Origin of the sequence: Desulfofustis glycolicus DSM 9705, assembly GCF_900130015.1 — a bacterium.
Taxonomy (GTDB): Bacteria; Desulfobacterota; Desulfobulbia; order Desulfobulbales; family Desulfocapsaceae; genus Desulfofustis; species Desulfofustis glycolicus.
Map to the genome: position 1 here is coordinate 62353 of NZ_FQXS01000004.1, position 24204 is coordinate 86556.

At 53.9% G+C, this 24204-nt stretch carries 20 protein-coding genes; 12 read left to right on the forward strand and 8 right to left on the reverse strand.

What is annotated here, in order from left to right; translation table 11 throughout:
- Window positions 1-81: 81 nt before the first annotated feature.
- Complete coding sequence (locus BUC26_RS04790; RefSeq protein WP_073373785.1) at window positions 82-537, reverse strand: FKBP-type peptidyl-prolyl cis-trans isomerase; 456 nt, start codon at window positions 535-537, stop codon at window positions 82-84.
- A 271-nt stretch (window positions 538-808) separates the two neighbouring features.
- Here BUC26_RS04790 and hisI point away from each other — a divergent pair, with 271 nt between their 5' ends.
- The 4 genes from hisI (at window position 809) to BUC26_RS04810 (ending at window position 3134) form a co-directional block, all read left to right on the forward strand.
- On the forward strand, window positions 809-1189 hold the full coding sequence (gene hisI, locus BUC26_RS04795; protein ID WP_073373787.1) for a phosphoribosyl-AMP cyclohydrolase: 381 nt from the start codon (window positions 809-811) through the stop codon (window positions 1187-1189).
- Window positions 1190-1228: 39 nt separating this feature from the next.
- The gene (hisG, locus tag BUC26_RS04800) at window positions 1229-2101 is read left to right on the forward strand and encodes an ATP phosphoribosyltransferase (RefSeq protein WP_073373789.1); all 873 of its coding nucleotides are present in this window, start codon (window positions 1229-1231) and stop codon (window positions 2099-2101) included.
- A 4-nt stretch (window positions 2102-2105) separates the two neighbouring features.
- Window positions 2106-2699: a ribosome biogenesis GTP-binding protein YihA/YsxC gene (yihA, locus tag BUC26_RS04805; RefSeq protein ID WP_073373791.1), complete on the forward strand. Its 594-nt coding sequence runs from the start codon at window positions 2106-2108 to the stop codon at window positions 2697-2699.
- Between the two features lie 162 nt (window positions 2700-2861).
- The gene (locus BUC26_RS04810; RefSeq protein ID WP_073373793.1) at window positions 2862-3134 is read left to right on the forward strand and encodes a hypothetical protein; all 273 of its coding nucleotides are present in this window, start codon (window positions 2862-2864) and stop codon (window positions 3132-3134) included.
- 55 nt (window positions 3135-3189) lie between these two features.
- On the opposite strand, the gene lepA is transcribed toward BUC26_RS04810, so the two are convergent.
- Complete coding sequence (lepA, locus tag BUC26_RS04815; RefSeq protein ID WP_073374065.1) at window positions 3190-4986, reverse strand: translation elongation factor 4; 1797 nt, start codon at window positions 4984-4986, stop codon at window positions 3190-3192.
- Window positions 4987-5389: 403 nt separating this feature from the next.
- On the opposite strand from lepA, the gene BUC26_RS04820 reads away from it, so the two are divergent.
- The 4 genes from BUC26_RS04820 (at window position 5390) to greA (ending at window position 12259) form a co-directional block, all read left to right on the forward strand.
- Window positions 5390-6370, forward strand: coding sequence for a sigma-70 family RNA polymerase sigma factor (locus BUC26_RS04820; RefSeq protein WP_073373794.1), 981 nt, complete (start codon window positions 5390-5392; stop codon window positions 6368-6370).
- A gap of 46 nt (window positions 6371-6416) precedes the next feature.
- Window positions 6417-7601: a DegT/DnrJ/EryC1/StrS family aminotransferase gene (locus tag BUC26_RS04825; protein ID WP_073373796.1), complete on the forward strand. Its 1185-nt coding sequence runs from the start codon at window positions 6417-6419 to the stop codon at window positions 7599-7601.
- A gap of 42 nt (window positions 7602-7643) precedes the next feature.
- Window positions 7644-11699: a tetratricopeptide repeat protein gene (locus BUC26_RS04830; protein WP_084540453.1), complete on the forward strand. Its 4056-nt coding sequence runs from the start codon at window positions 7644-7646 to the stop codon at window positions 11697-11699.
- Window positions 11700-11773: 74 nt separating this feature from the next.
- Window positions 11774-12259, forward strand: a complete 486-nt coding sequence (gene greA, locus BUC26_RS04835) for a transcription elongation factor GreA (protein WP_073373800.1) — start codon at window positions 11774-11776, stop codon at window positions 12257-12259.
- Window positions 12260-12278: 19 nt separating this feature from the next.
- Here the strand turns inward: greA and BUC26_RS04840 are convergent, their stop codons facing one another.
- Window positions 12279-12869 (reverse strand): TetR/AcrR family transcriptional regulator, encoded by a 591-nt coding sequence (locus tag BUC26_RS04840; protein WP_073373802.1) that lies wholly within the window; start codon window positions 12867-12869, stop codon window positions 12279-12281.
- Window positions 12870-13429: 560 nt separating this feature from the next.
- Here BUC26_RS04840 and purD point away from each other — a divergent pair.
- From purD to BUC26_RS04855, 3 genes are all read left to right on the forward strand, one after another.
- A complete protein-coding gene (gene purD / locus BUC26_RS04845; RefSeq protein WP_073373804.1) occupies window positions 13430-15205 on the forward strand; it encodes a phosphoribosylamine--glycine ligase in 1776 nt (591 codons plus the stop codon).
- The gene (locus BUC26_RS04850) at window positions 15177-15833 is read left to right on the forward strand and encodes an L-threonylcarbamoyladenylate synthase (RefSeq protein ID WP_073373806.1); all 657 of its coding nucleotides are present in this window, start codon (window positions 15177-15179) and stop codon (window positions 15831-15833) included. The genes purD and BUC26_RS04850 overlap by 29 nt, the downstream gene beginning before the upstream one ends.
- Before the next feature lie 103 nt (window positions 15834-15936).
- Complete coding sequence (locus BUC26_RS04855) at window positions 15937-16260, forward strand: Hpt domain-containing protein (protein ID WP_073373809.1); 324 nt, start codon at window positions 15937-15939, stop codon at window positions 16258-16260.
- An 88-nt stretch (window positions 16261-16348) separates the two neighbouring features.
- Here BUC26_RS04855 and ettA read toward each other — a convergent pair whose 3' ends face one another.
- The 4 genes from ettA to extKL form a co-directional block, all read right to left on the reverse strand.
- Window positions 16349-18031 carry an energy-dependent translational throttle protein EttA gene (ettA, locus tag BUC26_RS04860; protein ID WP_073373811.1) on the reverse strand — a complete coding sequence of 561 codons (1683 nt, stop codon included), beginning with the start codon at window positions 18029-18031 and terminating at the stop codon, window positions 16349-16351.
- A 125-nt stretch (window positions 18032-18156) separates the two neighbouring features.
- Complete coding sequence (locus tag BUC26_RS04865; protein ID WP_073373813.1) at window positions 18157-18906, reverse strand: rhodanese-like domain-containing protein; 750 nt, start codon at window positions 18904-18906, stop codon at window positions 18157-18159.
- Window positions 18907-18909: 3 nt separating this feature from the next.
- Window positions 18910-19491 carry a rhodanese-like domain-containing protein gene (locus BUC26_RS04870; RefSeq protein WP_073373815.1) on the reverse strand — a complete coding sequence of 194 codons (582 nt, stop codon included), beginning with the start codon at window positions 19489-19491 and terminating at the stop codon, window positions 18910-18912.
- Window positions 19492-20026: 535 nt separating this feature from the next.
- Window positions 20027-21370, reverse strand: coding sequence for a multiheme c-type cytochrome (seleno)protein ExtKL (gene extKL, locus BUC26_RS04880; protein WP_248595805.1), 1344 nt, complete (start codon window positions 21368-21370; stop codon window positions 20027-20029).
- A gap of 403 nt (window positions 21371-21773) precedes the next feature.
- Between extKL and BUC26_RS04885 the strand changes: the two genes are divergently transcribed.
- Entirely contained in the window at window positions 21774-22856 is a 1083-nt protein-coding gene (locus BUC26_RS04885; protein ID WP_073373821.1) for a hypothetical protein, read from the forward strand.
- A 36-nt stretch (window positions 22857-22892) separates the two neighbouring features.
- Here the strand turns inward: BUC26_RS04885 and BUC26_RS04890 are convergent, their stop codons facing one another.
- Window positions 22893-24203, reverse strand: a complete 1311-nt coding sequence (locus BUC26_RS04890; protein WP_073373823.1) for a M18 family aminopeptidase — start codon at window positions 24201-24203, stop codon at window positions 22893-22895.
- Window position 24204: the final 1 nt, after the last annotated feature.

Consider the following 24204-nt stretch of genomic DNA (forward strand, 5'->3'; position numbering starts at 1 on the left):
GAATAATGAAAGTACAGGAATTTTTCTGAAAGGCAGGATAGGCAGGGGATCGTCGGGTGTCGGGGAGCACTTGCTGGTGAGTCAGGGCTGGGAGAATTTTTCTATTGCCACGACGGTGAGTTCGTAGGTGAGATGATGGCCGGCCAATGGGTGGTTGTAATCGAGCACCACCGTCTCGTCGTGCACCTCGATAATGGTCGCCGGGACCGAATGCTGTTTGCCGTCACGTTCGACCTTTTGTGAGATGAGCATCCCCGCTTTAGGTTCGAACCGATGTCCGATGGTGTTTCGGGGGACTTCGTGAAGCAGGTTTTTCATCCGGGGACCGTATCCTTCGTCGGGATCCACTCGTACCGTTCTCGTTTCTCCGATCTTCATGCCGGTCAAGGTCTGTTCAACGGACGGTGGCAATTCTGCATCCCCGATACGCAGCGACATCGGCTTGTCTGCGGGTACCCTCATAAAAACTGCACCGTTATCCAGTTTTCCGATGAAGGTAAGAGTGATCCGATCTTGATTTTCTACTATGGGTTCCATGTTCCCTCGATGCTCTTGCTTATTGCTCTGCTGGTGTCTTCTCAACGCGCCAGTAAAAAATGATTGTACAGCAACGCGTCACCATCTTATTTCTCGGTGGTCGACAATACTAGTGACTGGAGTGATGCGTGTCAAATTTTCTCAGCGGTTTTCTTGACAAAAGGTGTTCGGCCCCCTAATGTAGGGTGCCCCGGCCAGACGGGTTCTCACCGCCTGGCGTTGCGGGCATCGGGATAACCGGTACAACAGAGCAAACACAGGCATGGCGGGTATGATACAACTCAATTTCAGCAAGTCGGCGGACGGGCTGTTGCCGGCAATTGTCCAGGAAGCGGAAACCGGTCGCATTTTGATGCTGGCCTATATCAATCAGCAGGCCTTCACAGAAACGCTGGTGACCGGTTATGCCCATTATTGGAGCCGGTCCCGGCAAACATTGTGGCAGAAGGGCGAGACATCGGGGCATCGGCAGGAGATAGTCGAAATTCTTGTTGATTGCGACGAAGACACGATCGTTTACGTCGTTCGTCAACAGGGCGGGGCAGCCTGCCATAAAGGATATCCCTCCTGTTTTTATCGACGGGTCGAAGACGGGGCGCTGCAGGTTGTCGAACAGCGTGTTTTTGATCCTGAAACTGTATACAAAAAATAGCGGACAGCTGTTTCAGCGCCGATACGACCGGGTGACAAGATGCAGGTATTGAAATTAGGGCTTCCCAAAGGAAGCCTGGAAAAAGCGACGATCGAGTTGTTCGAAAAAGCAGGCTGGCTGATTAAGCCGGCAGCCAGGAATTATTTTCCCAAAATCGACGATCCAGAACTCGATTGTTCGATCTGTCGTCCCCAGGAAATGTCGCGCTATATCGAAGGGGGAATGCTCGACGCGGGCATTACCGGAAAAGACTGGACCGAGGAGAACGAGTCCGAGGCGGTGATTGTTGCCGACCTGATTTATTCGAAAGTCAGTAATAAACCGACAAGGTGGGTCATTGCCGTTGCCGGAGATTCAGAAATCAGGTCGATCGAAGACTTGCAGGGAAAGCGGGTAGCTACCGAGTTGGTCAATGTTACCCGAAGGTTCTTTGCGTCCCGCAATATCGCCGTCGATATCGAATTTTCCTGGGGAGCCACGGAGGCAAAGGTGGTTTCAGGACTTGCCGATGCAATCGTCGAGGTTACCGAAACGGAGAGCACCATTCGCGCCCACGGTCTGCGAATCATCCACGAGTTGATGGAGTCGAACACCCAGCTGATTGCCAACAAAGACGCATGGAACGACCCGTGGAAGCGGCAGAAGATAGAAAATATCTCGTTGCTGCTGCAGGGGGCGCTGAGAGCTGATCGTATCGTCGGCCTGAAGATGAATGTGGAGAACACCAATCTCGATCAACTGGTCAGCATCCTGCCCAGTCTCAATGCGCCGACGATTGCGCCGTTGTACCAGTCGACATGGTTTTCCGTGGAAACCGTTGTTTCTGAAGATATCGTCCGGGATCTCATTCCCCGCCTGATTGCCAGGGGCGCCGAGGGAATTATCGAATATCCGCTCAACAAGGTCATCTGAAGCGATGGAATTCTTCGAGACCGCGTTCGTCGTCAGCGCCCATCGTCTCGACCAATTACCGCAGGATAATCTACCGGAGATTGTTTTTGCCGGCCGCTCCAATGTCGGCAAGTCAAGCCTGCTCAATACCCTGCTTAACCGCAAACAGCTGGTAAAAGTCAGTTCCCGTCCCGGCAAGACCACCGGACTCAACTATTTCCTCGTTGAAAACGCTGCCTATTTCGTCGATTTGCCGGGTTACGGCTATGCCAAAGTCGGCAAAGATCTCCGCACCCAATGGGGCAAACTGATCACCTCCTACCTGCAGACCCGCAGTCAAATAGCCTGCGTTGTGGTCATCATGGATCTGCGGCACGGGGTTAAGCATCTCGACAGCGAGCTGCTGGGCTGGCTACGCCAGCACGGTGTTCCGTTTCTCACCGTCTACACGAAGGCCGACAAGCTTTCCGGAAACGAACGGAGCAGAAACAGTAGCCTGCTCGATGCCGGACATGGTTTGCGACCGGACGAGAGAATTATCTTTTCCGCGACCAGCAGGCTCGGCCGCGAACCACTTATTGAACGACTCCAGACCATTGCCGGCATCGCCAAGCGATGAGGCACAACTTGCACATCGTTGCTGTTTGCCAGAGGTGTCGTCAATCGGCGAATCTGTGCTCGAATCGACGTCTGTTCCTGGTAAATTCTCTTGAACAGATCTGCTTAATGCATTAAGTTCCCAGTTCATCCGACGTATACTCATTCAGAGGAGAGATGAACCATGTCCCCATTTTCCCACCTTCCCTGCTGGACTATCATGAATTGTGCCGAAGACAAGGAGTGCCCTGCCAAGCTGAACCCGCACAAGGATTGCTGGGAGGTGTTCAGTGAGGTCGACAGTACGGCCTTCAACATCTGCCAGGACTGTATCGTTTTTCTCTCCCGTCAGGAAGAATCGGTGCTGTCCCACCAGGAGATGGAGCAGATCATGATGAGAAAGGGAATCGACATTTCGACGATGGCCTTTCCCTGTCGAGGCAGGATCGATCACTAAGCCGGATTTCCCCAGACACCTTCCCGGTACGTTACGTTATCCGCCGGTGTTGATATCAATCCGCGTCGCGCTTGAGCACGGAAAGAAACGCGCTTTGCGGAATTTCGACATTGCCGACGGTTTTCATCCGCTTTTTTCCCGCTTTCTGTTTTTCCAGCAGTTTTCGCTTTCTTGTAATATCGCCGCCATAACATTTGGCGGTCACGTCTTTGCGCAGGGCGGAGACATTAGTCCGGGCGATGATCGTTGTGCCGATGGCTGCCTGGATGGCGATCTTGAACATCTGTCGCGGGATTTCTTCCTTGAGCTGCTCGCAGGCGCTCAGTCCGCGCTCCCTGGCGTTCGAGCGGTGAACCAATTGAGAGAGGGCGTCCACGACCTCACCGTTGACCAGGATGTCGAGCTTCACCAGATCGCTTGAGCGGTAATCGAGCAGTTCATAATCGAAGGAACCGTACCCCTGGGTGATGGATTTCAGGCGATCATAAAAGTCGTAGATGACTTCGCCGAGCGGCAGTTCACAGGTGAATTCGATACGGCCCGGCGTCGGGTAGTGATAGTTGGTATTTTCCCCGCGCCGTTCCATGCACAGATTCATCACCGCCCCCATATATCGTTCCGGAATCAGGATCGATGCCTTGATATACGGTTCTTCGGTCCGGGCTATCTTGGAAGGGTCGGGGAAATGGGCCGGATTGTCGACCATGATCTCGGTCTGATCGGTCAGCGTAAAACGATACCGGACCGACGGCACTGTCAGAATCAGGGAAATATCGAATTCCCGTTCGAGCCGTTCCTGGACGACTTCGAGATGCAGCAGACCGAGAAATCCGCAACGAAAACCAAAACCCAAGGCAGCGGAAGAGTCTTTCTGGAAGGAGAGGGCGGCATCGTTGAGTTGCAGTTTCTCCAGTGCTGCGACCAGATCTTCGTAATCGTCGGCAGCAATCGGATAGAGCGAAGAAAAGACGACCGGTAAGACTTCACGGAAACCGGCGAGCGGAACAGCGCACGGCCTGTCCCGCAACGTGATCGTGTCGCCGGGTTTGGCGTCACCTACCGATTTGATACCGGCCAGGATGTAGCCGACTTCACCGGCGCTCAATTGTTTGCACGGCTCCTTGCGCAGACGAAACAAGCCGACTTCTTCGACCCGATGAGACGCCCCGGTAGACATGAGGACAATCTGGTCCCCTTGCTTGACGCTGCCGTTGATAATCCGGCACGATATTACGGTGCCGCGATAGGAATCGTAGGTGGCGTCAAAGATACGGGCCTGTAGCGGAGCGTCGATGCTGCCCTTGGGAGGGGGCAGATGGGTGACGATGGCTTCCAAAATCTCGGCGACTCCGGTCCCGTTCTTGGCAGAGCACATTTGAATAAGGTCGGCTTCGAGTCCGAGATCCTCTTCGATCTGGAAGGTTACCCGTTCCGGTTCGGCCGAGGGCAGGTCGATCTTGTTGATCACCGGAATCACGACAAGATCGTTTTCCATCGCCAGATAGAGATTGGCCAGCGTCTGGGCCTCGACGCCCTGGGCCGCATCAACGAGCAACAGGGCGCCTTCGCAGGAGGCCAGGGCCCGGGAGACCTCATAGCTGAAGTCGACATGGCCCGGTGTGTCGACCAGATTCAGGGCGTAAGTGTTGCCGTCGCGTGCCGTATAGGGCAGACAAATTGTCTGACTTTTTATCGTGATACCGCGTTCCCGTTCGATGTCCATTGTATCGAGCAGCTGGTCCTTGAATTCGCGGGCAGTCACCAGGTCGCACAGTTGGATCATGCGGTCGGCAAGGGTCGACTTTCCGTGGTCGATATGGGCTATTATGCTGAAATTACGGATATGGTTCATCATTGTTTACGAAAAGATAACTGGCTGGAAGAAGATTGGTCAGCGTTCGGGTTTTTGCAAACCAGGACGAGCCATTTGCAAAACAATCTTTTCGCCCAAACTCTGCGTTATGATCAAAATTTTATCCTCGGAATATCAACTATATGCCTGTGGTAAAATTTTTCGCATGCCTTGATTATGAACGAAAATCTAAGTTTTGCAAAAGGCTCAGGACTTCTATCATTAAAACTGAAAAATAAAAAATAAAATATTCTCTACCCGATGGATGTGGTAGGATGGACTGTGGTGCAGGGGGGCCTAAAACAAGACCGTGGACATAGCAATTGCACTTTTTCTCTGATGAAGTAAAATAACAGTTTTTTCAAGAAATGACCAGGGGTACCGTGGAGCCTCGAATAATAGTATGAGTAGAGACGACAACACAACAACGGTGGATCTGGAGGAACACGAAAATCCGCTGATCTCTGTTCCCGACGATGAGAACCTGCCGGCGCTCAGCAACCCGGCCCTCCATCGATATCTCCAGGAAATCAGCCAGTATGAGTTATTATCCCGTGAAGAGACGGAAGAGCTGGCGATACGATTTCGAGAAACCGGCGACCCGAATGCTGCCTACCGGCTCGTTTCCTCGAATCTTCGACTGGTTGTCAAAGTTGCCATGGATTTCCAGAAATACTGGATGCAAAATTTCATGGATCTGATCCAGGAAGGAAATGTCGGACTAGTTCAGGCCACAAAGAAATTCGATCCCTATCGAGGCGTTAAATTTTCCTATTACGCAGCTTATTGGATTAGGGCCTATGTGCTCAAATTCATAATGGATAATTGGCGTTTGGTGAAAATCGGCACGACCCAGGCTCAGAGAAAACTCTTTTTCAGTCTCAACAAAGAAAAGAAACTTCTCGAGGCGCAGGGCTTTCAACCGGAACCCAAACTGCTTGCCGAACGGCTCAACGTCAAAGAAAAAGAAGTCGTGGAGATGAGCCAGCGGATGGACAGCTGGGATGTTTCCCTGGAAAGTCCGGTCAAAAACGATTCAGACGACGAGCAGAAAAGCTTTATTCCAAGCGACGACCCGAGCATCGAATCACGGATCGCCGGCCGGGAAATGAAGCAGCGGCTCCAGGAGTTGCTCGAGAAACTCAAGGAAAATCTCAACGATAAAGAACGGATGATCCTCGAGGAGCGATTGCTGACCGACGAACCACTGACCCTGCAGACCATCGCCGATAAATTTGCCATCTCCCGGGAACGGGTTCGTCAGATCGAAGTCAACCTCCTTGCGAAAATGAAGAAGTACCTCGAGGCAGAAATGCCTGACATCGTCGATTTCTTCGACGGAGAAAAAATCATCGTCAACACCTCCGGGTCTTCACCGTCCTGAGTGACGGCCGCTCGTTTCCCGTCAACCTCTGCCTTTTCGCCGGCCAATGAACGTACCGTTGCTCGACCTGAAGCCGCAACTCGACGAGTTGCGTGAAGAGATCATCGAAAAGGTGATCGAAGTTATCGACTCGACGCGTTATATCCAAGGACCCGAAGTCGATGCCCTGGAAGCGGAGGTGGCCGACTATTGCGGCGGGGCTCACGCGATCGGCGTCTCCAGCGGTACCGACGCGTTGCTCGTGGCGTTGATGGCACTTGACATCGGTCCCGGCGATCAGGTCCTCACCACCCCGTTTTCTTTTTTCGCGACCATGGGTGTTATCCTTCGCCTCGGAGCACGTCCGGTGTTTGCCGATATCGACCCGGTGTCCTTTAATATCGATCCGAACCAGCTGGAAATCGCGCTGGCGCAAGATCGTGATCGCCGGATCAAAGCGGTAATCCCGGTTCATCTCTACGGCCAATGTGCCGAGATGACGAAAATTGTTTCCTTGTGTGAACACTATCGGGTACCCCTCGTCGAGGATGCCGCGCAGGCGATCGGTGCAGAGGTGCCGTTTTCTCGTCCCGGATCGTCACCTGCCTGGCGTCGAGCCGGGACGCTCGGTATCGCGGGCTGTTTTTCTTTCTTTCCGAGCAAAAACCTCGGAGGAATCGGCGACGGCGGTATGGTTATCAGCCAGGATCCGGATATGGCAGCGAAAATCAGGTTGTTACGCAATCACGGAGCCTACCCGAAGTATTACCATGCCCTTGTCGGCGGGAATTTCCGTCTCGACCCGATTCAGGCGGCCGTACTGCGTGTTAAACTTCCCCAACTTGACGTCTGGCATGCCCAGCGACGAGAGAACGCGCATCGTTACGACGAATTGTTCACGGCGAGCGGTTTGTTAGGCAATGGACGTATCTCGTTGCCCCGCGCCGTTTTTGCCGATCAGGCCGCAAAGCAGACGAAAGAAGTCAACTACCATATCTACAACCAGTATGTTATCAGGGTACAGGAGCGGGATGCCATGCGGATATGGTTGCAGGACAGCGGGGTGACCACCGAGATTTACTACCCGCTCGGCCTTCACCAGCAGCAGTGCCTGCAGCCGATTTCATCTTCCGTCCCGATGCCTCACACCGAACAGGCAGCCCTGGAAACGTTGGCTCTGCCAATCTTTCCGGGCCTGACTGAGGAAATGCAACACCATGTCGTGCAAACCATTCAGGCGTTTTACGGCTAGCCGGCGTGGTATCACCCAGTTGGTGCACGATACCCGACAGCCATGTCCTTTGATCACCAGGTATCGCCCTGTCATACCGGATCACGTGACGCCGTAAAAATGGCCTGCAGCCGGCGTCCGCAACACCCACGCCCGATCCGGTATCATGCCGGCCCGGCGCTTGCTCTGCTCTGGACGCTTTTCCTGGCAGGCTGCTGGTCTCTTCTGCCCGGTATCCGGCCGGCAGTCTGTCTGCCGCTTGCTCCTGAAAAAACAATCACCATCGTCACCCGAGATGGTGAGCAACCGGCCTGGAAACATTTCTGGGACAGAGCCCGTGAATTGGTCAAGAAAGAGCAATACGAAGCGGCAATCACATCCTATTTGTCAGTTCTTGAAGAAAAACCGCATATCGAGGAAGTCAGATGGGAATTGTGCAAAGTATTGATTACCGTCGGCGATTACGAGCGGGCGTCCTGGTATCTGGAAGGTCTTTTGGAACTTGATCCGACAAGGAACGACTATTTGATCAGTGCAGGAACGCTTGCGCTTGCCAAGAACGACAATGAACGCGCCTTTGAACTTTTTGGTCAGGTACTCGAACAGGACCCGTTTTCCAGTCAGGCAAACGAAGCACTGACCGGGATGGTGCAGTCCTTGAGAAACCGGGACCGGGTGGATCTCGCTATCCCGCTGATGGAGCAGTTGTATCAACGCGGCAGCGCAAACCCTGAGCTGATTCTCGATCTGGCCCGTGCTGCGGAACGAATTGGAGACTATGACAAAGCGTGTCATTACTACGCGGTGTTGGTCAAGAAATACCGGGTTGCTCCGACAATCCTCGAGGAAGCGGCCGAACTCTTTAAGAATCGGTCACGGATCGATGATGCCGCCGCTCTCTGGCAGAGATTGCTCGAAGAACGACCGGATGACCTGTTTTACCACGAAAAGCTTGCCGATTACCGTATCGATCGCGACCAGAAGCGCCTGGCCTTGCCCCATCTCCTGGCCCTGGTCGAACACGGCATCAGGCGCGAAGAGCTGCTGCCTGTCATCGCCGATATCTATTTGTATGAGGAAGGACGTATAGACCGGGCTCTGGCCTATTTCGAGCAATACCGAAATGAGTTTCCGACCGGAAAAGATGTTTCCGCTCGGATCGCCGACATCCAGCTGATCCTCGCCAATGATCTGTTGACCATTGTCGAGAATAACGGCGCCTGGATGCTCTGGCGTGATCTTGCCACGGTAACCCCCGATCGAATCGGCATTTACCGGGCAATGGCGGGGTTATTGGAAAAACTCGGCAAGCGACAGGAACTGGCCGAGGTACTGCAAATCATCGTATTGCACGAGCCAGGTGATACCGATTCGTTGAGCATGCTTGCCCGGCTCTACCTTGATGACAAACAATTTGCTTCATGTATCTCGTTGCTGCAGACGCACCGGAGCAGGGACGATTTTCCCGTGCCCCTGCAGCTGACTCTGGCCCGGTGCCAGCGCGGCGCTGGTGACGATGTAGAACAATTAAATAGCCTTGTTGCTTATCTGCAGCACCGTTCGAGTGATCTGAACGTCCGGGGTGACGCTATCAAACTCGCCGGCCGTCTCGGTTTTATCGACACGGTGGAAAAGCTGAAGACGGATGCGTCCGCCGCGGTGGAAAAGACGCCGGTACTGCTGCGGGCTTATCTTGATGCACTGATCGCCAACCACCTCTACGCGACAGCGCAGCGTGCGATCGATAACGTTTTGGTGCGGCTTGGCGACGATCCGCAGAATCGGTCGCTGCTTCTCCGCCGGAGGGCTGAAATTCTCGCCGTTCGCGGCAATTCGTATCAGGCTGAAGAAGTCTTACGATCGCTGCTCGCCGAGCAGCCTGACTCTCCTGAGGCACTGCTGTCTCTTGCCGGATTCGCACTGGATCGACACGATTATAACGGCGCTGCCGTCTGGTTGGCGGCAGCGGAACAACTAGCCGGCACAAAAGTTGCCGGTGACATCGGAGCGACACGCAAACCAACGCTTTTCCATCTCCAAGCCAAACTGCGCTGGTATACCGGCAATCGACAACAGGCTCTGAACCAGCTCTTCCAATACTTTACCAACACCAGACCGACAAAGCCGCTCAGTGGTGTCGAGCAGGATATGCTGCTTTTTTTCATGGGTGTTTTTTTACAAGAACGGCAGGCGGCAGCTGAAACAGCTCGTTTTAAGGAACTGCTGCAAAACGTAAAACCGGAAAGACTGGCCGGAGTGTTGTCAGAACTACTGAGCGGCGGTCCTGAGATCAAAGACGAAACGATTGACGCACTGTCCCGGCATTTGAAGGCGCTTCCGCTCGCCGAGCGTCTCGATACGTGTCACATCTTGATCGGGCTCCAGCAGCCACAGGCAGCGCTTGCCATCGGTGAGCGGGTTCAGCGCGATCTTCCCGAAACTCTCCGGGCTCGCGTTTTAGTTGCCCAGGCCCTCTCCGCTTCAGGCAAACACGAGCGGGCCGAACGGGAATTTCTGGCTTTGTATCAGCAGCTTCCCAATGAACAATCCTTTTCCGAGGAGGCTGAACAGCTGGCTGTACTGCTCGGACGGCCGAAAGCGAGGTTAACCGGAGCCGGGCGCATCGACGAGCCGGAGGACATCCTTGCCGATCCCCGATCGGCTGTCCTTCAGGCCCGGTCTTTATGGTCCGAGGATCGCTGGGACGAAGCTTTGAAACTCTATGGAACGGTACAGCAGGTTCTCGACAAGCAGGTACTCGGCGTCCTGGAGAGAATAAAAAGTACCGAAACCTTTCGTCGTACGTTTCCCGAATCGGCGCGCCGGATGGTCCTGATTTCCAAAGGAGACGAAGAGATGCTCGACGAGATCATGTCTCCCTCTTTTTTCGTGGCTGCCAGAACCGAGGATATCGTCGATCTGGCAGCGTCGTCCTACGCTTCTTATCGCTGGTGGAAGATCATCAACAAGGAGCGTGAAGCAAAGCTGGCCATCAATGCCCGGGAATTCTACCAGGCTGAACGTACCTATCAAGAATTGCAGGATATTGACGAGTCGGCGGTACAATCATCCTATGCAGATCTGGCAACAATTTACAGCCGTCTGGGCAAACGCCAGAAGGAAGCGCAGCTTTTCGAGAAACTGAAGGAAAGCCAGCAGGAGGTACCGGTCCTCAAAGAGGCGGCAGAAAAAATCGTGCGTCAGCGACAGCCTCACCTGTCATTGGACTCGCGATACCGTGAAGAACAGGGCCGCGATGGACACATCGATATCACGCAAGGGTATGCCGGAGCGAACGTGCAATTCAACCCTGCCGTTTTTCACGAAGCGGGTGCCTGGTTCGGCCGCAATGAATACGGTAACAGCGATGCCTCCACATTGGCCAAAAGCGTGTATATCAGTGGCCGATACGCCCTGCAATTCAATGAATATCTGAAAGGGGAGATCAATGCCGGGTTTGAGGATTTTGACACCGACGGTAAATCGTTTGTCGTGTTCGATATCGGGCTTGAGGGAAATCTTGAAGAAAAGGTCAATATCTTTGTCTCACTGAACCAGCGTCCGGTGGCGGATACCATAGAATCCCTGACTGCCGGACTGTACAAAAAGCAGTTCAGGTCCGGTATCACCATCGATTATCTGCCGCGGGTGTTTCTCGGCTTTGATTTCAGCATGCACGACTACAGCGATATCAACGACGGACGGGTCTTCAACTTGTTTGCTTCCTATCGATTTTTTAGGGAACAAAGCTCCTTTGATCTCAGTTATCGATACCAGAAGATCGAAAACAGCATCGATAACGAATATGGTGACGACCAGGAGGATACGCTCCGCCCCGAATTAACGTATTGGAGCCCCGGCAAGTATTGGCAGCACTTGGCAACGGCCGAATACAGGTTCGATCTATGGCCGACAGGCAAACTGCAGGGGGGAACGAGTTATGTTTCAGCCCTTTATGGGCTCGGCATCGAAAAGGGAGACTCACTGGTTCAGAAACTGACTTTTACTATTTCACTTGAAATGAGTCCGTTATTTTTAGTAAAAGGAGGGTTCTCGTCCGATTGGTCGGACGACTACGATCATTACGGCGTGTCCGCCTCCCTGGCGTACCGTTGGTAAGTTGCGCACGTAAGTTTTTCCTGCACCGGTCTTCAGCAGGCCGCGGCAGGTATTTTTTTTTATGGAGGCAGCACATGGTAGAACGCATACCGATGTCAAAAACCGGCTACCAACGACTCAAGGAAGAGCTGGAACGATTAGAAAGGAAGGATCGGCGCGAGGTTGTTCAGGCCATCGAAACCGCACGGGGGCATGGCGATCTGAAGGAGAATGCTGAATATCACGCGGCCAAAGAACGACAGGGCCACATAGAAGGCCGGATCCTTGAGCTCAAGGACAAACTGAGCCGTGCCGAGGTGATCGATTGCACAAAAGTCAGATGTGACCGTGCCGTCTTTGGCACGATCGTCAGTCTGCTCGATCTCGATACCAATGAGGAAATCAGCTATCAGCTCCTTGGGCCGGAGGAGGCGGATGTCAAAAAGGGATCGATATCAGTCCTCTCGCCTCTGGGGAGTTGCCTGATCGGCAAAGAAGTCGGGGATGACGTCCTGGCTCGAACCCCGGGGGGCAATAGGGAGTTTGAGGTCACCGGCATCTCGGCCGCCGAGATTGCCTGACAAGAGGTGCGTCTTGTTGTCAGTCTCTTCTCTCTATCATGCCGAACAGAAAAAGGGATAGGACCTGCTCCGTCGTTTCTTCCAGAGAGTAGCTCGAAGTGCTTGTTTCCGTCCAGACACGGGAGACTTCATCCAGTGCACCGAAAAAGGCTCTCTTGGCAATTCCCGGCATGATTTCCTTGCGATAGATGTGCTGCTCTTGGCCAAGCCTGATGATTTCCGATATCAGGTCGATGTATTGTTTGAATGTTTTGTTGCGATATTCTTTGACGAGTTTATCACTCTGCCGAAGCTCGATGTGAATGACCTCGGCCAGATTTTTGTTCTGTTTCATCGCCGCCAGGTGCTTGTGGACGAAAATGGTAAGCATCTTGTGCGGATCAGTCTCTTTTTTAATCGCTTTTTGTATCTGTTCGATAATTTTGCCGATTTCCTCTTCAAGAACGGAGATCAAGATATCGAATTTATTGTTGAAATAGAGATAAATCGTGCCGTCCGCAACCTTGGCCTCTTTGGCTATATCGGAGATCCTGGCATTAAAGAACCCCTTCTTTGCAAAGACCTTGGTCGCTGAGACGAGAATCTTGTTGTGCTTTTCGACGGATTTCATGACATCTATTTAGATTAACAGTGTAAAGGGTAGATGAATGACTATTCATTCATCTACTCATTGGCATGCCATTTGTCAACGCCGGCCTGGAAAAATTTCTCAACAATTGTACGGTGAGGGCGGCCGGGCGAAACGTTTGACTGAACATATTGTGATTGTAAGATTGTCGAAATCGACTAATCTTACGGGGAGCTTGAACATTTCCGAGCTTCGTTCAAGATCAAGGCGCGCAAGAAAATATTTCCGCAGGAATAGATGATATTCCGAGGATAAAATATGATTGCGCAACGACGAGATTGGGCGAAATGACGATTTTTCAAGCTCCCCTTATAGGTTACTCTGGAACATGCCAGCTCCGTTCGTCGGCTGCGGGCCTGCAGGGGGAATTTTCCAAGCCGGTCTCTCGGAAGGTGCGGGGTGACTGTTGTCTCCGTGAACGTAGTGCCGGAATGACCGAGACGCTCTGGTCTCGGTCTCGTGTCGTGACATTTCCGAGCAGAAACGGCGCCTTCATCGACCGGTGAAAGGCCCATTTCGTCAGAATCGTAAAAGGGGGAGTTATGAAGATCCTGGTTATTGGTTCAGGAGGCAGGGAGCATGCACTGGTCTGGAAAATCAGACAAAGCTCCAAGGTGTCCGATATTTACTGTGCGCCTGGTAATGCAGGAATCGCCGATCTCGCTCAATGCGTCGCTATCGATGTCACCGATATCGAGGCCTTAACGGCGTTTGCCGAAGAGCATGCCATTGACTTGACCGTGGTCGGCCCGGAAGCGTCGCTGACAGCCGGAGTCGTCGATGCATTTGAACAAAAAGGCATGAGAATATTCGGCCCGAACCGTGCCGCAGCAGCTCTGGAGGGCAGCAAGGCGTTCTCCAAGGAGTTCCTGAAGAAATACCGGATTCCCACCGCTGATTTCAAAATCTTTGGCGAAGCGAAGAAGGCGAAAAAATATATTGAGAAATGCGGCGCCCCAATCGTCGTCAAGGCCGACGGTCTGGCTGCAGGGAAAGGTGTTATTGTTGCGGCCACAATTGATCAGGCGAAAGAAGCGGTTGATCTGATCATGAAACAGAAAAAATTTGGCAGTGCCGGCAGTAAAGTCGTCGTGGAACAATGTCTGGTTGGAGAAGAGGCGTCATTTATCGCTTTTACCGATGGCAAGACTGTAGTGCCGCTGCCCACCTCGCAGGATCACAAAGCGGTTTTTGACGACGATCAAGGGCCGAATACCGGTGGCATGGGCGCCTATTCGCCGGCGCCGGTGGTTACCGACGAGATTTCCCGATTCGTCATGGAAGAGGTCATGTTGCCGACCGTGCGCGGCATGGCGGCCGAGGGAAGGTTCTACAAAGGGATGCTCTATGCCGGGCTGATGATTGACGACGGTCGCGTCAATGTTCTTGAGTTCAATTGCCGATTCGGAGATCCGGAAGCCCAGCCGTTATTGATGCGGTTGAAGACCGATATTATCGATATATTTGAGGCGACTATCGACGGCAGGCTCGAACAATTCCAGTTGGAGATTGATCCACGACCGACCGTCTGCGTCGTCATGGCATCCGGTGGCTATCCCGGGTCATATGAAACCGGCAAACAGATTCGTGGACTCAAAGCGGTTCCGGATTCGCCTGAGGTGACCGTTTTTCACGCCGGCACCAAGCGAAACAAGGGGCGACTGGTGACTGCCGGCGGCCGAGTGCTCGGCGTTACTGCCATCGGCGAGAGCCTTGACGCAGCACGCGACTGCGCCTACCGGGCGGTTGCCAAGATCAGTTGGGCCGGTTGCCATTATCGTTCTGATATCGGTAATAAAGCTATACAGCGGAGGTCGGACGCCGGATCGCAGCCGGTGGTCGGCATCCTGATGGGCAGCGATTCCGATCTGCCGGTAATGCGCGCTGCCGCGGATATTTTTGCGAGTATGCAGGTACCGTGCGAAATGACGGTCGCCTCTGCGCACCGCACGCCGGAGTTGGTTATGGAGTATACCCGATCAGCACCGGAGCGGGGGATCAAGATCATCATCGCCGGGGCCGGCATGGCAGCCCATTTGGCCGGTGTCATTGCTTCCCATACCGATCTGCCGGTAATTGGTGTTCCGCTCGATGCATCGCCGCTGGGTGGTATGGATGCGTTGCTGGCAACCGTCCAGATGCCGCCCGGCGTTCCAGTAGCGACAATGGGGATAGGCAAAGCCGGAGCGAAAAACGCGGCAGTTCTCGCTTGCCGTATCCTGGCTTTGGAAGATCAGCAAATCGCTCAGAAATTGCGTGATTTCCGCGCCAAGATGGTTGCGGAAGTGCATGAAAAGGCCCGAGCGCTCAAAGGTTGACCGGATTCAGGTGGTGAGCGCTGCCGCATTGGCAAAAGCGGCGGCGCTCATTGCTGCGGGGGGCATTGTCGCTCTACCGACCGAGACATCTTATGGGCTTGCTGTCGATCCGTTCAATGAGCAAGCACTCAGGCGGCTCTTCGCCGTCAAGCAGCGGTCGCGCCACAAACCGGTGTTGGTGCTGATAGATGGGACCGAGTGGCTACGACAGCTGGCCGCAGCTATCCCCGCCTGTTATAGACCGCTGCTGGCAACGTATTGGCCGGGGCCGTTGACGATGATTTTTCCCGCCGTGCCCCTTCTTTCTCCGTGGCTGACCGGCGCAACTGCAACAGTCGGTATCAGGGTTTCTTCCGATCCCGTTGCCAACGGCGTCTGTCGGGCCGTTGGCGGCCCGATCACGGCGACCAGCGCAAATATTTCCGGAATGGAACCGGCACGGTCAGCGGAGCAGATCTATCACCAGTTCGGAGATACGATCGATCTGATCCTCGACGACGGTGAACGAAACGGCGGCAAATGTTCCACGGTCATAACCCAGGAAGGGGGGGAGTTACGACTGATAAGGGCTGGTAGAATCGATTTTTCCCTGTTGACGGCGACCGGCATGCCGATACACGGTAATTGAGTTTTTTCCCGGCTCATGGTAATGCTCGCATACCAGGTGCGTACAACCCATTCAGGAAGCGATCAGTGTCAGGATGATAAACAGGAACTGTGGACCGGCAGCCATGATGAACTTCAATTGGAACAAGGAATTTGCCTTGCAACAGGCGGCAGACGATGCCGATCTGCTTCAGGAACTCCTCGAATTATTTAAAGGATCCTGCGCCAACGATATCACTCTGATCGAACGAGGACTCGAAAACAACGATGCGGAGCAGGTACGAGCAGCGGCGCACTCGATCAAGGGTGCCGCCGCCAGCCTCGGCATGCACGGCATCCGCGATGTAGCCCTGAGCATTGAAACGGCGGCACGGGCCAACGATCTTGCCGCTGCGCAAGAACACCTTTCGGTCTTGGAGCGATTCGGCGTGGAGCTACAAACGCTGTGATTATCTTCTCTTCCGTACTGGCCGGTACTGCCGGAGGCTGCCGCCGGAATAGGCTTGGCAGGTGTGGATCTCCGACCGCAGGCGCTGCTCAGCGTGTCAGTTGTCGATATTTCAGACGATGTGGCTGGTCTGCTGCGGCGCCCAGCCTCTTCTTGCGGTCTTTCTCGTAGTCGGAATAGTTTCCTTCAAACCAGACAACTTCAGAATTCCCCTCGAAAGCAAGGATATGGGTGGCAATCCGATCGAGGAACCAGCGATCATGGCTGATAACCACCGCACACCCGCCAAAGTGTTCCAACGCCTCTTCAAGCGCGCGGAGCGTATTGACATCGAGATCATTGGTAGGTTCATCAAGTAACAGGACGTTCCCACCTTCTTTAAGCATTTTGGCGAGATGAACGCGATTGCGTTGACCGCCGGACAGCAGGCCGACCTTCTTCTGCTGATCGGTGCCGGAGAAGTTGAAACGCGCCACGTAGGCACGGGAATTGACTTCTTTGGTGCCAAGCCAGATCGTGTCCTGACCGTCGGAAATTTCTTGCCAGATGGTCTGTTCCGGATCAAGCGTCTCTCTGCTCTGGTCGACATAGGCCAGTTTGACCGTTTCGCCGAGATTGATCGAACCTTCGTCGGGTTTTTCCTGGCCGGTTATCATGCGGAACAGTGTCGTCTTGCCGGCGCCGTTCGGTCCAATAACGCCGACGATGCCACCGGCGGGCAGATTAAAACTCATGTTGTCAACAATCAGCCGATCCCCATAGCTTTTTTTTACCCCATTGGCCTCGATAACCTTCTTACCCAGGCGCGGTCCGGGAGGAATATAAATTTCCAGATCTTTCGCTTTTTCGACAGAACCGGAAGAAAGCAGTTCCTCGTAAGAGGTTATCCTTGCTTTGGCTTTACTGCGTCGACCTTTCGGCGACATCCGGATCCACTCCAGTTCCCGTTGCAAGGTTTTGCGGCGCTCACTTTCGTGCTTTTCCTCCTTGGCCAGTCGTTTTTCCTTTTGTTCAAGCCAGGAGGAATAGTTGCCTTTCCAGGGAATTCCAACCCCGCGATCCAATTCGAGAATCCAACCGGCTACGTTGTCAAGGAAATAGCGATCATGGGTTACCGCGATGACGGTGCCGGCATAATCCTGCAGATGGCGTTCCAGCCAAGCGACGGATTCGGCATCAAGATGGTTGGTCGGTTCGTCGAGAAGAAGTATGTCGGGCTTTTTCAGCAGAATACGACACAGGGCTACCCGTCGTCGTTCACCGCCCGACAAAACGTCGCACGAAGTGTCCGATGGCGGGCAGCGCAAGGCATCCATGGCCATATCGAGGCGACTGTCAAGATCCCAGGCGGACAGGGTATCGAGCTTATCCTGGACCACGGCCTGTTGCTCAATCAGCGCCTGCATCTCGTCATCGTCCATCGGTTCGGCAAACCGCTCGTTGATTGTGTTGAATTCGCTCAGCAAGTCAACCGTTTCCTGGACACCTTCCTCGACGATTTCTTTGACCGTTTTATTCGGGTCGAGTTGTGGTTCCTGTTCCAGGTAATCGACGGTGTACCCGGGCGATAATACCGTTTTTCCGTTGAATTCGGTATCCTGACCGGCCAGAATGCGCAACAGCGTGGATTTGCCGGAACCGTTGAGACCGAGCACGCCGATTTTCGCCCCGTAAAAGTAGGAGAGCGAGATATCTTTGAGAACCGGTTTGTTGTCGTAGAATTTACTGACTTTGATCATCGAATAGATGACTTTCTGCTCGTCGTTGCTCATAACAATTGTGGGTGGCGGAGGTTTTTGAACGGTGGTTTTACGGGGTGCACTCTACACGGGAAAACGAAAAAAGGGAACTCCCGGCGCAGGCCGGAGGTTCCCTTTTTGAAAAAATGGCTCGTTGCTTACGGTCTGATAATCGGGCAATCACATTCCGGATCGGAGATGTCGAGCAACAGGAATTTTACGTCGTAGCCGTTTTTGACCAGCTCGCGATAGGCAAGATCGGCACGTGCTCCGGTTGAGCAGTGGATAAAAATGCGCTTGTCTTTCGGAATCTCATCCATGCGCTTGGGAATCTCGTCGAGCGGAATATTGACGGTATTCTTGAAGATCCCCAGTTGCGCGATTTCCTCGTCGGTACGGGCGTCGATGACAAAGGTGTCGGGCAGTTGGCCGAGCGTTGCCTTCCTGAACTCTTCAACGGATACCTCGCCTTTGCCGAGTTTTCTGACCCACTTGATCTCGGTCGAGAAAACCGGACCGGTGACGATCGGTTTGCCGGCGGCGACCCAACCTTCATAATTGCCGCGCACCAGGGAAACGTTCTTATATCCCTGCCAGCGCAGTTCATCAAAAGCGTACATTACATCGTCTTGATCATCGCCATACAGCACGACCGGTGCGTTACGAGGAATGTCGTTGATCCGTCGCTCAAGTTCGTCGATGGTCAATGGGATGGAGCGAGGGATCCGGCCTTCCACTGTTTCCCCACCGGGACGCAGGTCGATCAGAACGATATTGCCCTTTTCGACGTAATCGTAGGAAGCATACACCGGATGACCTGCCTTGACCCAGGCCGGTTCTCCACCCAAAAAGCCGCGAACGTTGGTATAACCGAGTTTTTTCGCCAGACCGGCGTTAGCACCTGTCATACCTCAGGTGAAGCCGCCGCAGTAGAAAATCAGCAGGGTGTCTTTGTCTTTCGGTAGTACCGCTTCCTTTTTTTCTGTCAAGAGCGGAACCGGAAGATTGACTGCTCCAGGCAGATGCGCTTGGTTGTACCTTGATTCCGGCCGTGCATCGGCAAGAACCATCGGAGTATCGTTTTCGATCAGCTGGTATAGCTCATCGACATCGATTTCGGTCACGCCTTCCGGCAGGGTGGCCAGCTTCGGCTTGATATCAACGGCGAACTTGTCTTCGCCTCGCTGTTCCCAATTGATTATTGCCGCTTCGCCAGGTTCTGCATGTTCAATACCGGTGGTATCGTCATCGAATTTGAGCATGTAGGTCTGAGCGTCGGCACCTTTGCCCACTTCGATTGATACCGTTTGGGCCTTGTTTGACTTGCCGACGATGGAGCCGGTATAGACAGCGGCTGCCTGCTTTTCTGTCTGGGCGCTTGATGCCTGCTCCTGCTGGGCAACGCTTGCCGTGTCCCGGGCACATCCGGCAAACAACAGCGTCACAGCCAAGAGGGTAAGTGGGATACCAAGCCGTAGCCAATGATTCTTCATAGTAATTCCTCCTTGAGTTGTAATCGTCACGATCATCCTTCGCACAGGATTTTACCAATTTCGGCGCAATTAATAAAGTAAATAATTAATTAATAAAGGTGTGTAACATCTTTTCCACTCTCTTTCGCCGGTTTCACCGAGAGGCCGGGCATCCAAATTGGGACTGAGGGCGAACGCAACGCCTCGATGAAAATGAGCGGAAATCGCCGTGCAATTGCACTGCAGCAGAATACAAGAGAACCACGCCTGCCTGATCGGTGATCGTAGTTTTGCGCGGATCTCTGATGGTAGCGAGCCGGAAACACTTCACTATTAAGTGTCAGTTGCCGGACGTCGCTATCTTAACGAGTTTTCAATAGAGTAATGATGAACTGGTGAAGAGACAAGAGTCGCCGGTGGGTTGCGGTGACCAGGCAGGGTAAGCGAGCGGCGGATAACATTGGCGGGGAGATGGGCGGCTTTCGTCTTTTCCAAGACACCACCCGCACATCTCCCCGCGGTCAGGAATTACGTCGATAGTTTCTTCTGGATGAGTCTATCTCCAAACCCATTCGGTCTGCAGATCGAGTTTTTTCTCTTCCTCATACCAGGCAACTTCGTTGCCGTCGAACTCACCGAAGGGCAGGTACCAGAGCGTAACCGTGACATTGAGCTCGTCATTGATTAGTTCTCTCGTGGTCTTCCCATCTTTTTCAACATCTTCAAACGGGTAGGTAATTTCGAACGTCTCATGTTTTCTGGTCAGCGCCGGGATGCTTGTTTCCCGGAGCAGGCCGCTCTTCTCGTAGGGGCCGCGGCCCATTTCTTTGCCCTGTCCCAATCTTCCCGGGAACGGCATGTAGATTTTCTGGCTATTGTAAATAACTTTGTCATCAGTGTTTGTCGCGGTCACATCCAGGACCAGCCGGTTCGGAGTCGGTCAGCCGTCCGGGATAACGTGGCCCGCCTTGTTGTAAATCTCGACATTGATGACGCCGATCGGCAGAACACCGTCTTCCTTGTTCTTTCGCCAGAACAACGAGCGTCCTTCCACCGTGACATCGACGGCCATATCAATCATCTCATCACTTTTGTATGATTGCATGTCGTGGCCGAGTCCCGATTTCTCCATGTGACATTCCTGGCACGATTCACTGCCGCCGTGAGCCACGTAAGAGTAAAGGTAACTGCCGTACAGAGTGGCGCACTGCGAAGGATGTTCGAGCTCGAAGTTGGGACCGAGACCGTGGCACTGACCGCAGAAAATCGACTCGCCAAGGGCCGGCGCTTCGGCCATCTTGGTGTAGACCTCATCTTCGTGGTCGCCTTCCATGGCGCCGTAGATGGTGTCAGGCTGGGCGTAGCCGTCGGCCCACTTATGGATAAACGCCAGTTTGTTGTGACAGACGGTGCAGCCGATATTCAGGCTCTCGATGGTTTCCTGTAGTTCGTCGACCTTGTCATAGTCTCCGTCTCGGTATGCCTGCTGCCAGCCGCGGATGGTCGCGACGATCTCCCGGGCGACATCGTCCGTTGCTTCATCGAGCTGCGGAAGGTGGCATTTGGCGCACATCATCAAGTGCTCAACAGTAATATCCTCATCTTTGGTAACACCGGAGTAGGGGAAAATTTTCAACCCGTTCTCAATGGCAGTGATGATCGTCGGTGCTGTTCGGGGAGTGCCGAGGATCGACCGCGCGTGCAGAGAATTGGACCACTCGTCGTGGATGTCTTCGTGACAATCCATGCAACTACTGGAATCATAGCGTTCAGCAAGTTCCTTGATTGTCTTCGCCTTGGGTAGTGGCTCCGGTTTCGGACCGCCGGCACCGAAGGCTCCCCACGCCGTCAGTGCTGTGATCGCAAAACAGGCCAGCCCCACAATGAACGATTTTCTCATGGTGCCTCCTTGTAGTGAAAGGTTGACGAAATCGTCAAAACCGTGTTTGCCTAACCATCAACCACCTATTTTCGTCTGACATAGTGATCGCCGGGGCACACCGGTTTTTCCGAAACCGCTAAGAAAGATAACGGCTCTTTCTCCTCCGTAGAAAAGATGACCTCCATTCTACGACAAGAGGTATTGGCAAGCAAAGGAAAACAATCATCTGTTCAACTATTCTTGCCGAGACCCCTGTGCTGCAATGACAATCGCCTGACCGGATTGCAGACCGCACTGTTTTAAAAAAAATAGTGGTGCAGCACTTAAGATGAACGTCGATTGCGCCGATACGTGATGGGGACCGGTTTGTCAGGACGACGACCCCCCAGCCAACAACATCACCTGCCATGGAGGGCATGCCGTGATCATCGCCGCATCTGCAATCAATCTTACCAGTGACCACGTTCACCAGGAAGAACATACTGTCAGGGAAACAATGACCGCCTGGCAAGCCGGCCGGCAACTACAGGTTGCCGACGGTGCCGGAGCGGCACGGGACGCTCAGGCATTCATCGCCCAGCGGGAAGCGGTGCTGGTCGATGTATCAGCGGCCGGTAAGGCTCAGCCGCGGTTCGTTCGGGAATTGGCGGGAGGGATCGACCCGGAGGACATGCCGATAGCCGATCTCAAGATGAGAATACTCAAGGCATTGTTCGAACGCATGTTCGGGAAAAAAATCGAAATTGAAGATCCGGCCCGATTTACTGCGAAGCAGGCAGACACAGCCGCTCCTGCAGGCGAAAAGCATGCTGCCGCCAAAGACGCCGCCGGCGAAGAGGGCTGGGGGATCATTTATGAATATTACGAATCGCATTACGAACAGGAACAAACCGACTTCAGCGCCGAGGGAACCATCGTTACCGCAGATGGGCAAGAAATCTCCTTTCAGGCGCGATTAACCATGAGCAGGGAGTTCTTCAGCGAAGAACATGTCTCCCTTCGCGCCGGAGATGCTCTGAAGGATCCGCTGGTAATCAATTTTGCCGGGACAGCCGCCGAATTGTCCGATACACGATTCGCTTTTGACATCGATCATGACGGAGCTTCCGATCAGATCCACTTCGTCGGCGCGGGCAGCGGCTTTCTCGCCCTGGATCGAAATGGCGATGAGGTCATTAATGACGGCAGCGAATTGTTCGGGCCACTCAGTGGTGAGGGGTTCGCCGAACTGCAGCAATTCGATTCCGATCGCAACGGTTGGATCGATGAAAACGACGCCGTCTACGACCGATTGCGTATCTGGACCCGCGATGAGGCAGGGCAGTCGCACTTGTTTTCCCTTGGTCAGAAAGGAGTCGGCGCCATCTACCTGGAACATGTCAACACGCCGTTTGCTCTGAAGGACGAGTCGAACAATCTCCATGGCCAGGTTCGGTCGACCGGATTATTTCTCTCTGAAAACGGTTCGACCGGCACGATACAACAAATAGATCTGGCCGTCTGAACAACGGGAACGGAATCGCCGCCCACATCCTCGCGTCTACCAGCGTTCGCTGATTACCGGCAGAACGGGACGATTGACAAAATGATCGACGGCCCGGAGCAGCAAATCGGGATCTTTGACTCCGGTCATCTCGCGGATGGCATGCATCCCCCAGGTAGGTGCGCCGACATCGACCGCTTCAACACCGAGCTTCGCCGCGGTCAGCGGACCGATGGTACTGCCGCAGGCCAGGTCGCTGCGCATTACGAAATCCTGTGTCGTTAATCCCGCCTCTACGGCAATCATCCGAAAAATCGCCGCCGATGCGGCCGTAGAACTGTAGCGCTGGGCGGCATTGAGCTTGATCACCGGACCGCGGTTCAGCAGAATCTCATGATTTTCATCCGACCGGTCACGATAGTTTGGATGGGTCGCGTGGGCATTGTCCAATGAAAGAAGCAGTGAATGATGCAGGCAGATGGCTCGATCTTCGCTGGTCGGCAGGAGTCGATCGATGATGACGGCAGGGAAATTGCCCTGCGCACCGCTATAGCTGGTTGAGCCGATTTCTTCATGGTTGAGACAGAACAACAGGCAGTTGCTCGGACCCTGGTGACTGCAGATGGCCTCGATCCCGATGTGACAGCTGAGCAGGTTGTCCAGGCGGGGAGACGCGATAAATTCGTCATTCAGGCCGGCCAGGTAGGGGGGAGTGCGGTCGTAGCAGAACAGATCAAGGCCGAGCACCTCGGTTGCGCGGAGATCCGGGTAAACCGCCTTTATCCGGTCGAGCACCATTTCCTGCAGGGTAGCGGGGGCGCTGTCGGAATCGAGTCCGATGATCGGGCAGAGATCGCGTTGGACGTTGATTTCCTGCCCCTCATTGGCCTTTCGGTCAAGATGGAGAGCGAGGCTGGGAATGCAGACGACCGGTCGTTCAAAATCGACGAGCACGATCTCCCCGGAACCCTCCTGCGTGCGACAGCAAACTCTGCCGGCGAGTGACAAATCACGGTCGAACCAGGAGCGAAGTAGCGCCCCGCCGTAGGCCTCGACTCCGGCGGCCAGATACGGCGGTGATCGACGACTGATGTTCGGTTTTATCTGGAGAGCGGGGCTGTCAGTGTGGGCGCCGATAATACGCACCCCATCAGTTAAGGGGGCTTCCGGATGAAACGAAAAAGCGATCAGGGAGCCGGCCCGGCAGACAAAACCCTTGGTGCCGACATGGAGCCACGGCTTTCCTTCCGGCAGTTCACTGAAGCCGGCAGACAACAGGCGTTGTCGCATGGTGGCGACGGCATGAAACGGAGTCGGGCTGCGTTGGATAAAGGAAAAGAGCGATGCGACTGAGTCGGTGATTGCCATT

Excerpts from the sequence above, each read along its gene's own strand:
- BUC26_RS04790 (WP_073373785.1), bottom strand. The coding sequence starts at position 537 with ATGGAACCCATAGTAGAAAATCAAGATCGGATCACTCTTACCTTCATC.
- hisI (WP_073373787.1), top strand. The coding sequence starts at position 809 with ATGATACAACTCAATTTCAGCAAGTCGGCGGACGGGCTGTTGCCGGCA.
- hisG (WP_073373789.1), top strand. The coding sequence starts at position 1,229 with ATGCAGGTATTGAAATTAGGGCTTCCCAAAGGAAGCCTGGAAAAAGCG.
- yihA (WP_073373791.1), top strand. The coding sequence starts at position 2,106 with ATGGAATTCTTCGAGACCGCGTTCGTCGTCAGCGCCCATCGTCTCGAC.
- BUC26_RS04810 (WP_073373793.1), top strand. The coding sequence starts at position 2,862 with ATGTCCCCATTTTCCCACCTTCCCTGCTGGACTATCATGAATTGTGCC.
- lepA (WP_073374065.1), bottom strand. The coding sequence starts at position 4,986 with ATGAACCATATCCGTAATTTCAGCATAATAGCCCATATCGACCACGGA.
- BUC26_RS04820 (WP_073373794.1), top strand. The coding sequence starts at position 5,390 with ATGAGTAGAGACGACAACACAACAACGGTGGATCTGGAGGAACACGAA.
- BUC26_RS04825 (WP_073373796.1), top strand. The coding sequence starts at position 6,417 with ATGAACGTACCGTTGCTCGACCTGAAGCCGCAACTCGACGAGTTGCGT.
- BUC26_RS04830 (WP_084540453.1), top strand. The coding sequence starts at position 7,644 with ATGTCCTTTGATCACCAGGTATCGCCCTGTCATACCGGATCACGTGAC.
- greA (WP_073373800.1), top strand. The coding sequence starts at position 11,774 with ATGGTAGAACGCATACCGATGTCAAAAACCGGCTACCAACGACTCAAG.
- BUC26_RS04840 (WP_073373802.1), bottom strand. The coding sequence starts at position 12,869 with ATGAAATCCGTCGAAAAGCACAACAAGATTCTCGTCTCAGCGACCAAG.
- purD (WP_073373804.1), top strand. The coding sequence starts at position 13,430 with ATGAAGATCCTGGTTATTGGTTCAGGAGGCAGGGAGCATGCACTGGTC.
- BUC26_RS04850 (WP_073373806.1), top strand. The coding sequence starts at position 15,177 with ATGAAAAGGCCCGAGCGCTCAAAGGTTGACCGGATTCAGGTGGTGAGC.
- BUC26_RS04855 (WP_073373809.1), top strand. The coding sequence starts at position 15,937 with ATGATGAACTTCAATTGGAACAAGGAATTTGCCTTGCAACAGGCGGCA.
- ettA (WP_073373811.1), bottom strand. The coding sequence starts at position 18,031 with ATGAGCAACGACGAGCAGAAAGTCATCTATTCGATGATCAAAGTCAGT.
- BUC26_RS04865 (WP_073373813.1), bottom strand. The coding sequence starts at position 18,906 with ATGACAGGTGCTAACGCCGGTCTGGCGAAAAAACTCGGTTATACCAAC.
- BUC26_RS04870 (WP_073373815.1), bottom strand. The coding sequence starts at position 19,491 with ATGAAGAATCATTGGCTACGGCTTGGTATCCCACTTACCCTCTTGGCT.
- BUC26_RS04890 (WP_073373823.1), bottom strand. The coding sequence starts at position 24,203 with ATGGCAATCACCGACTCAGTCGCATCGCTCTTTTCCTTTATCCAACGC.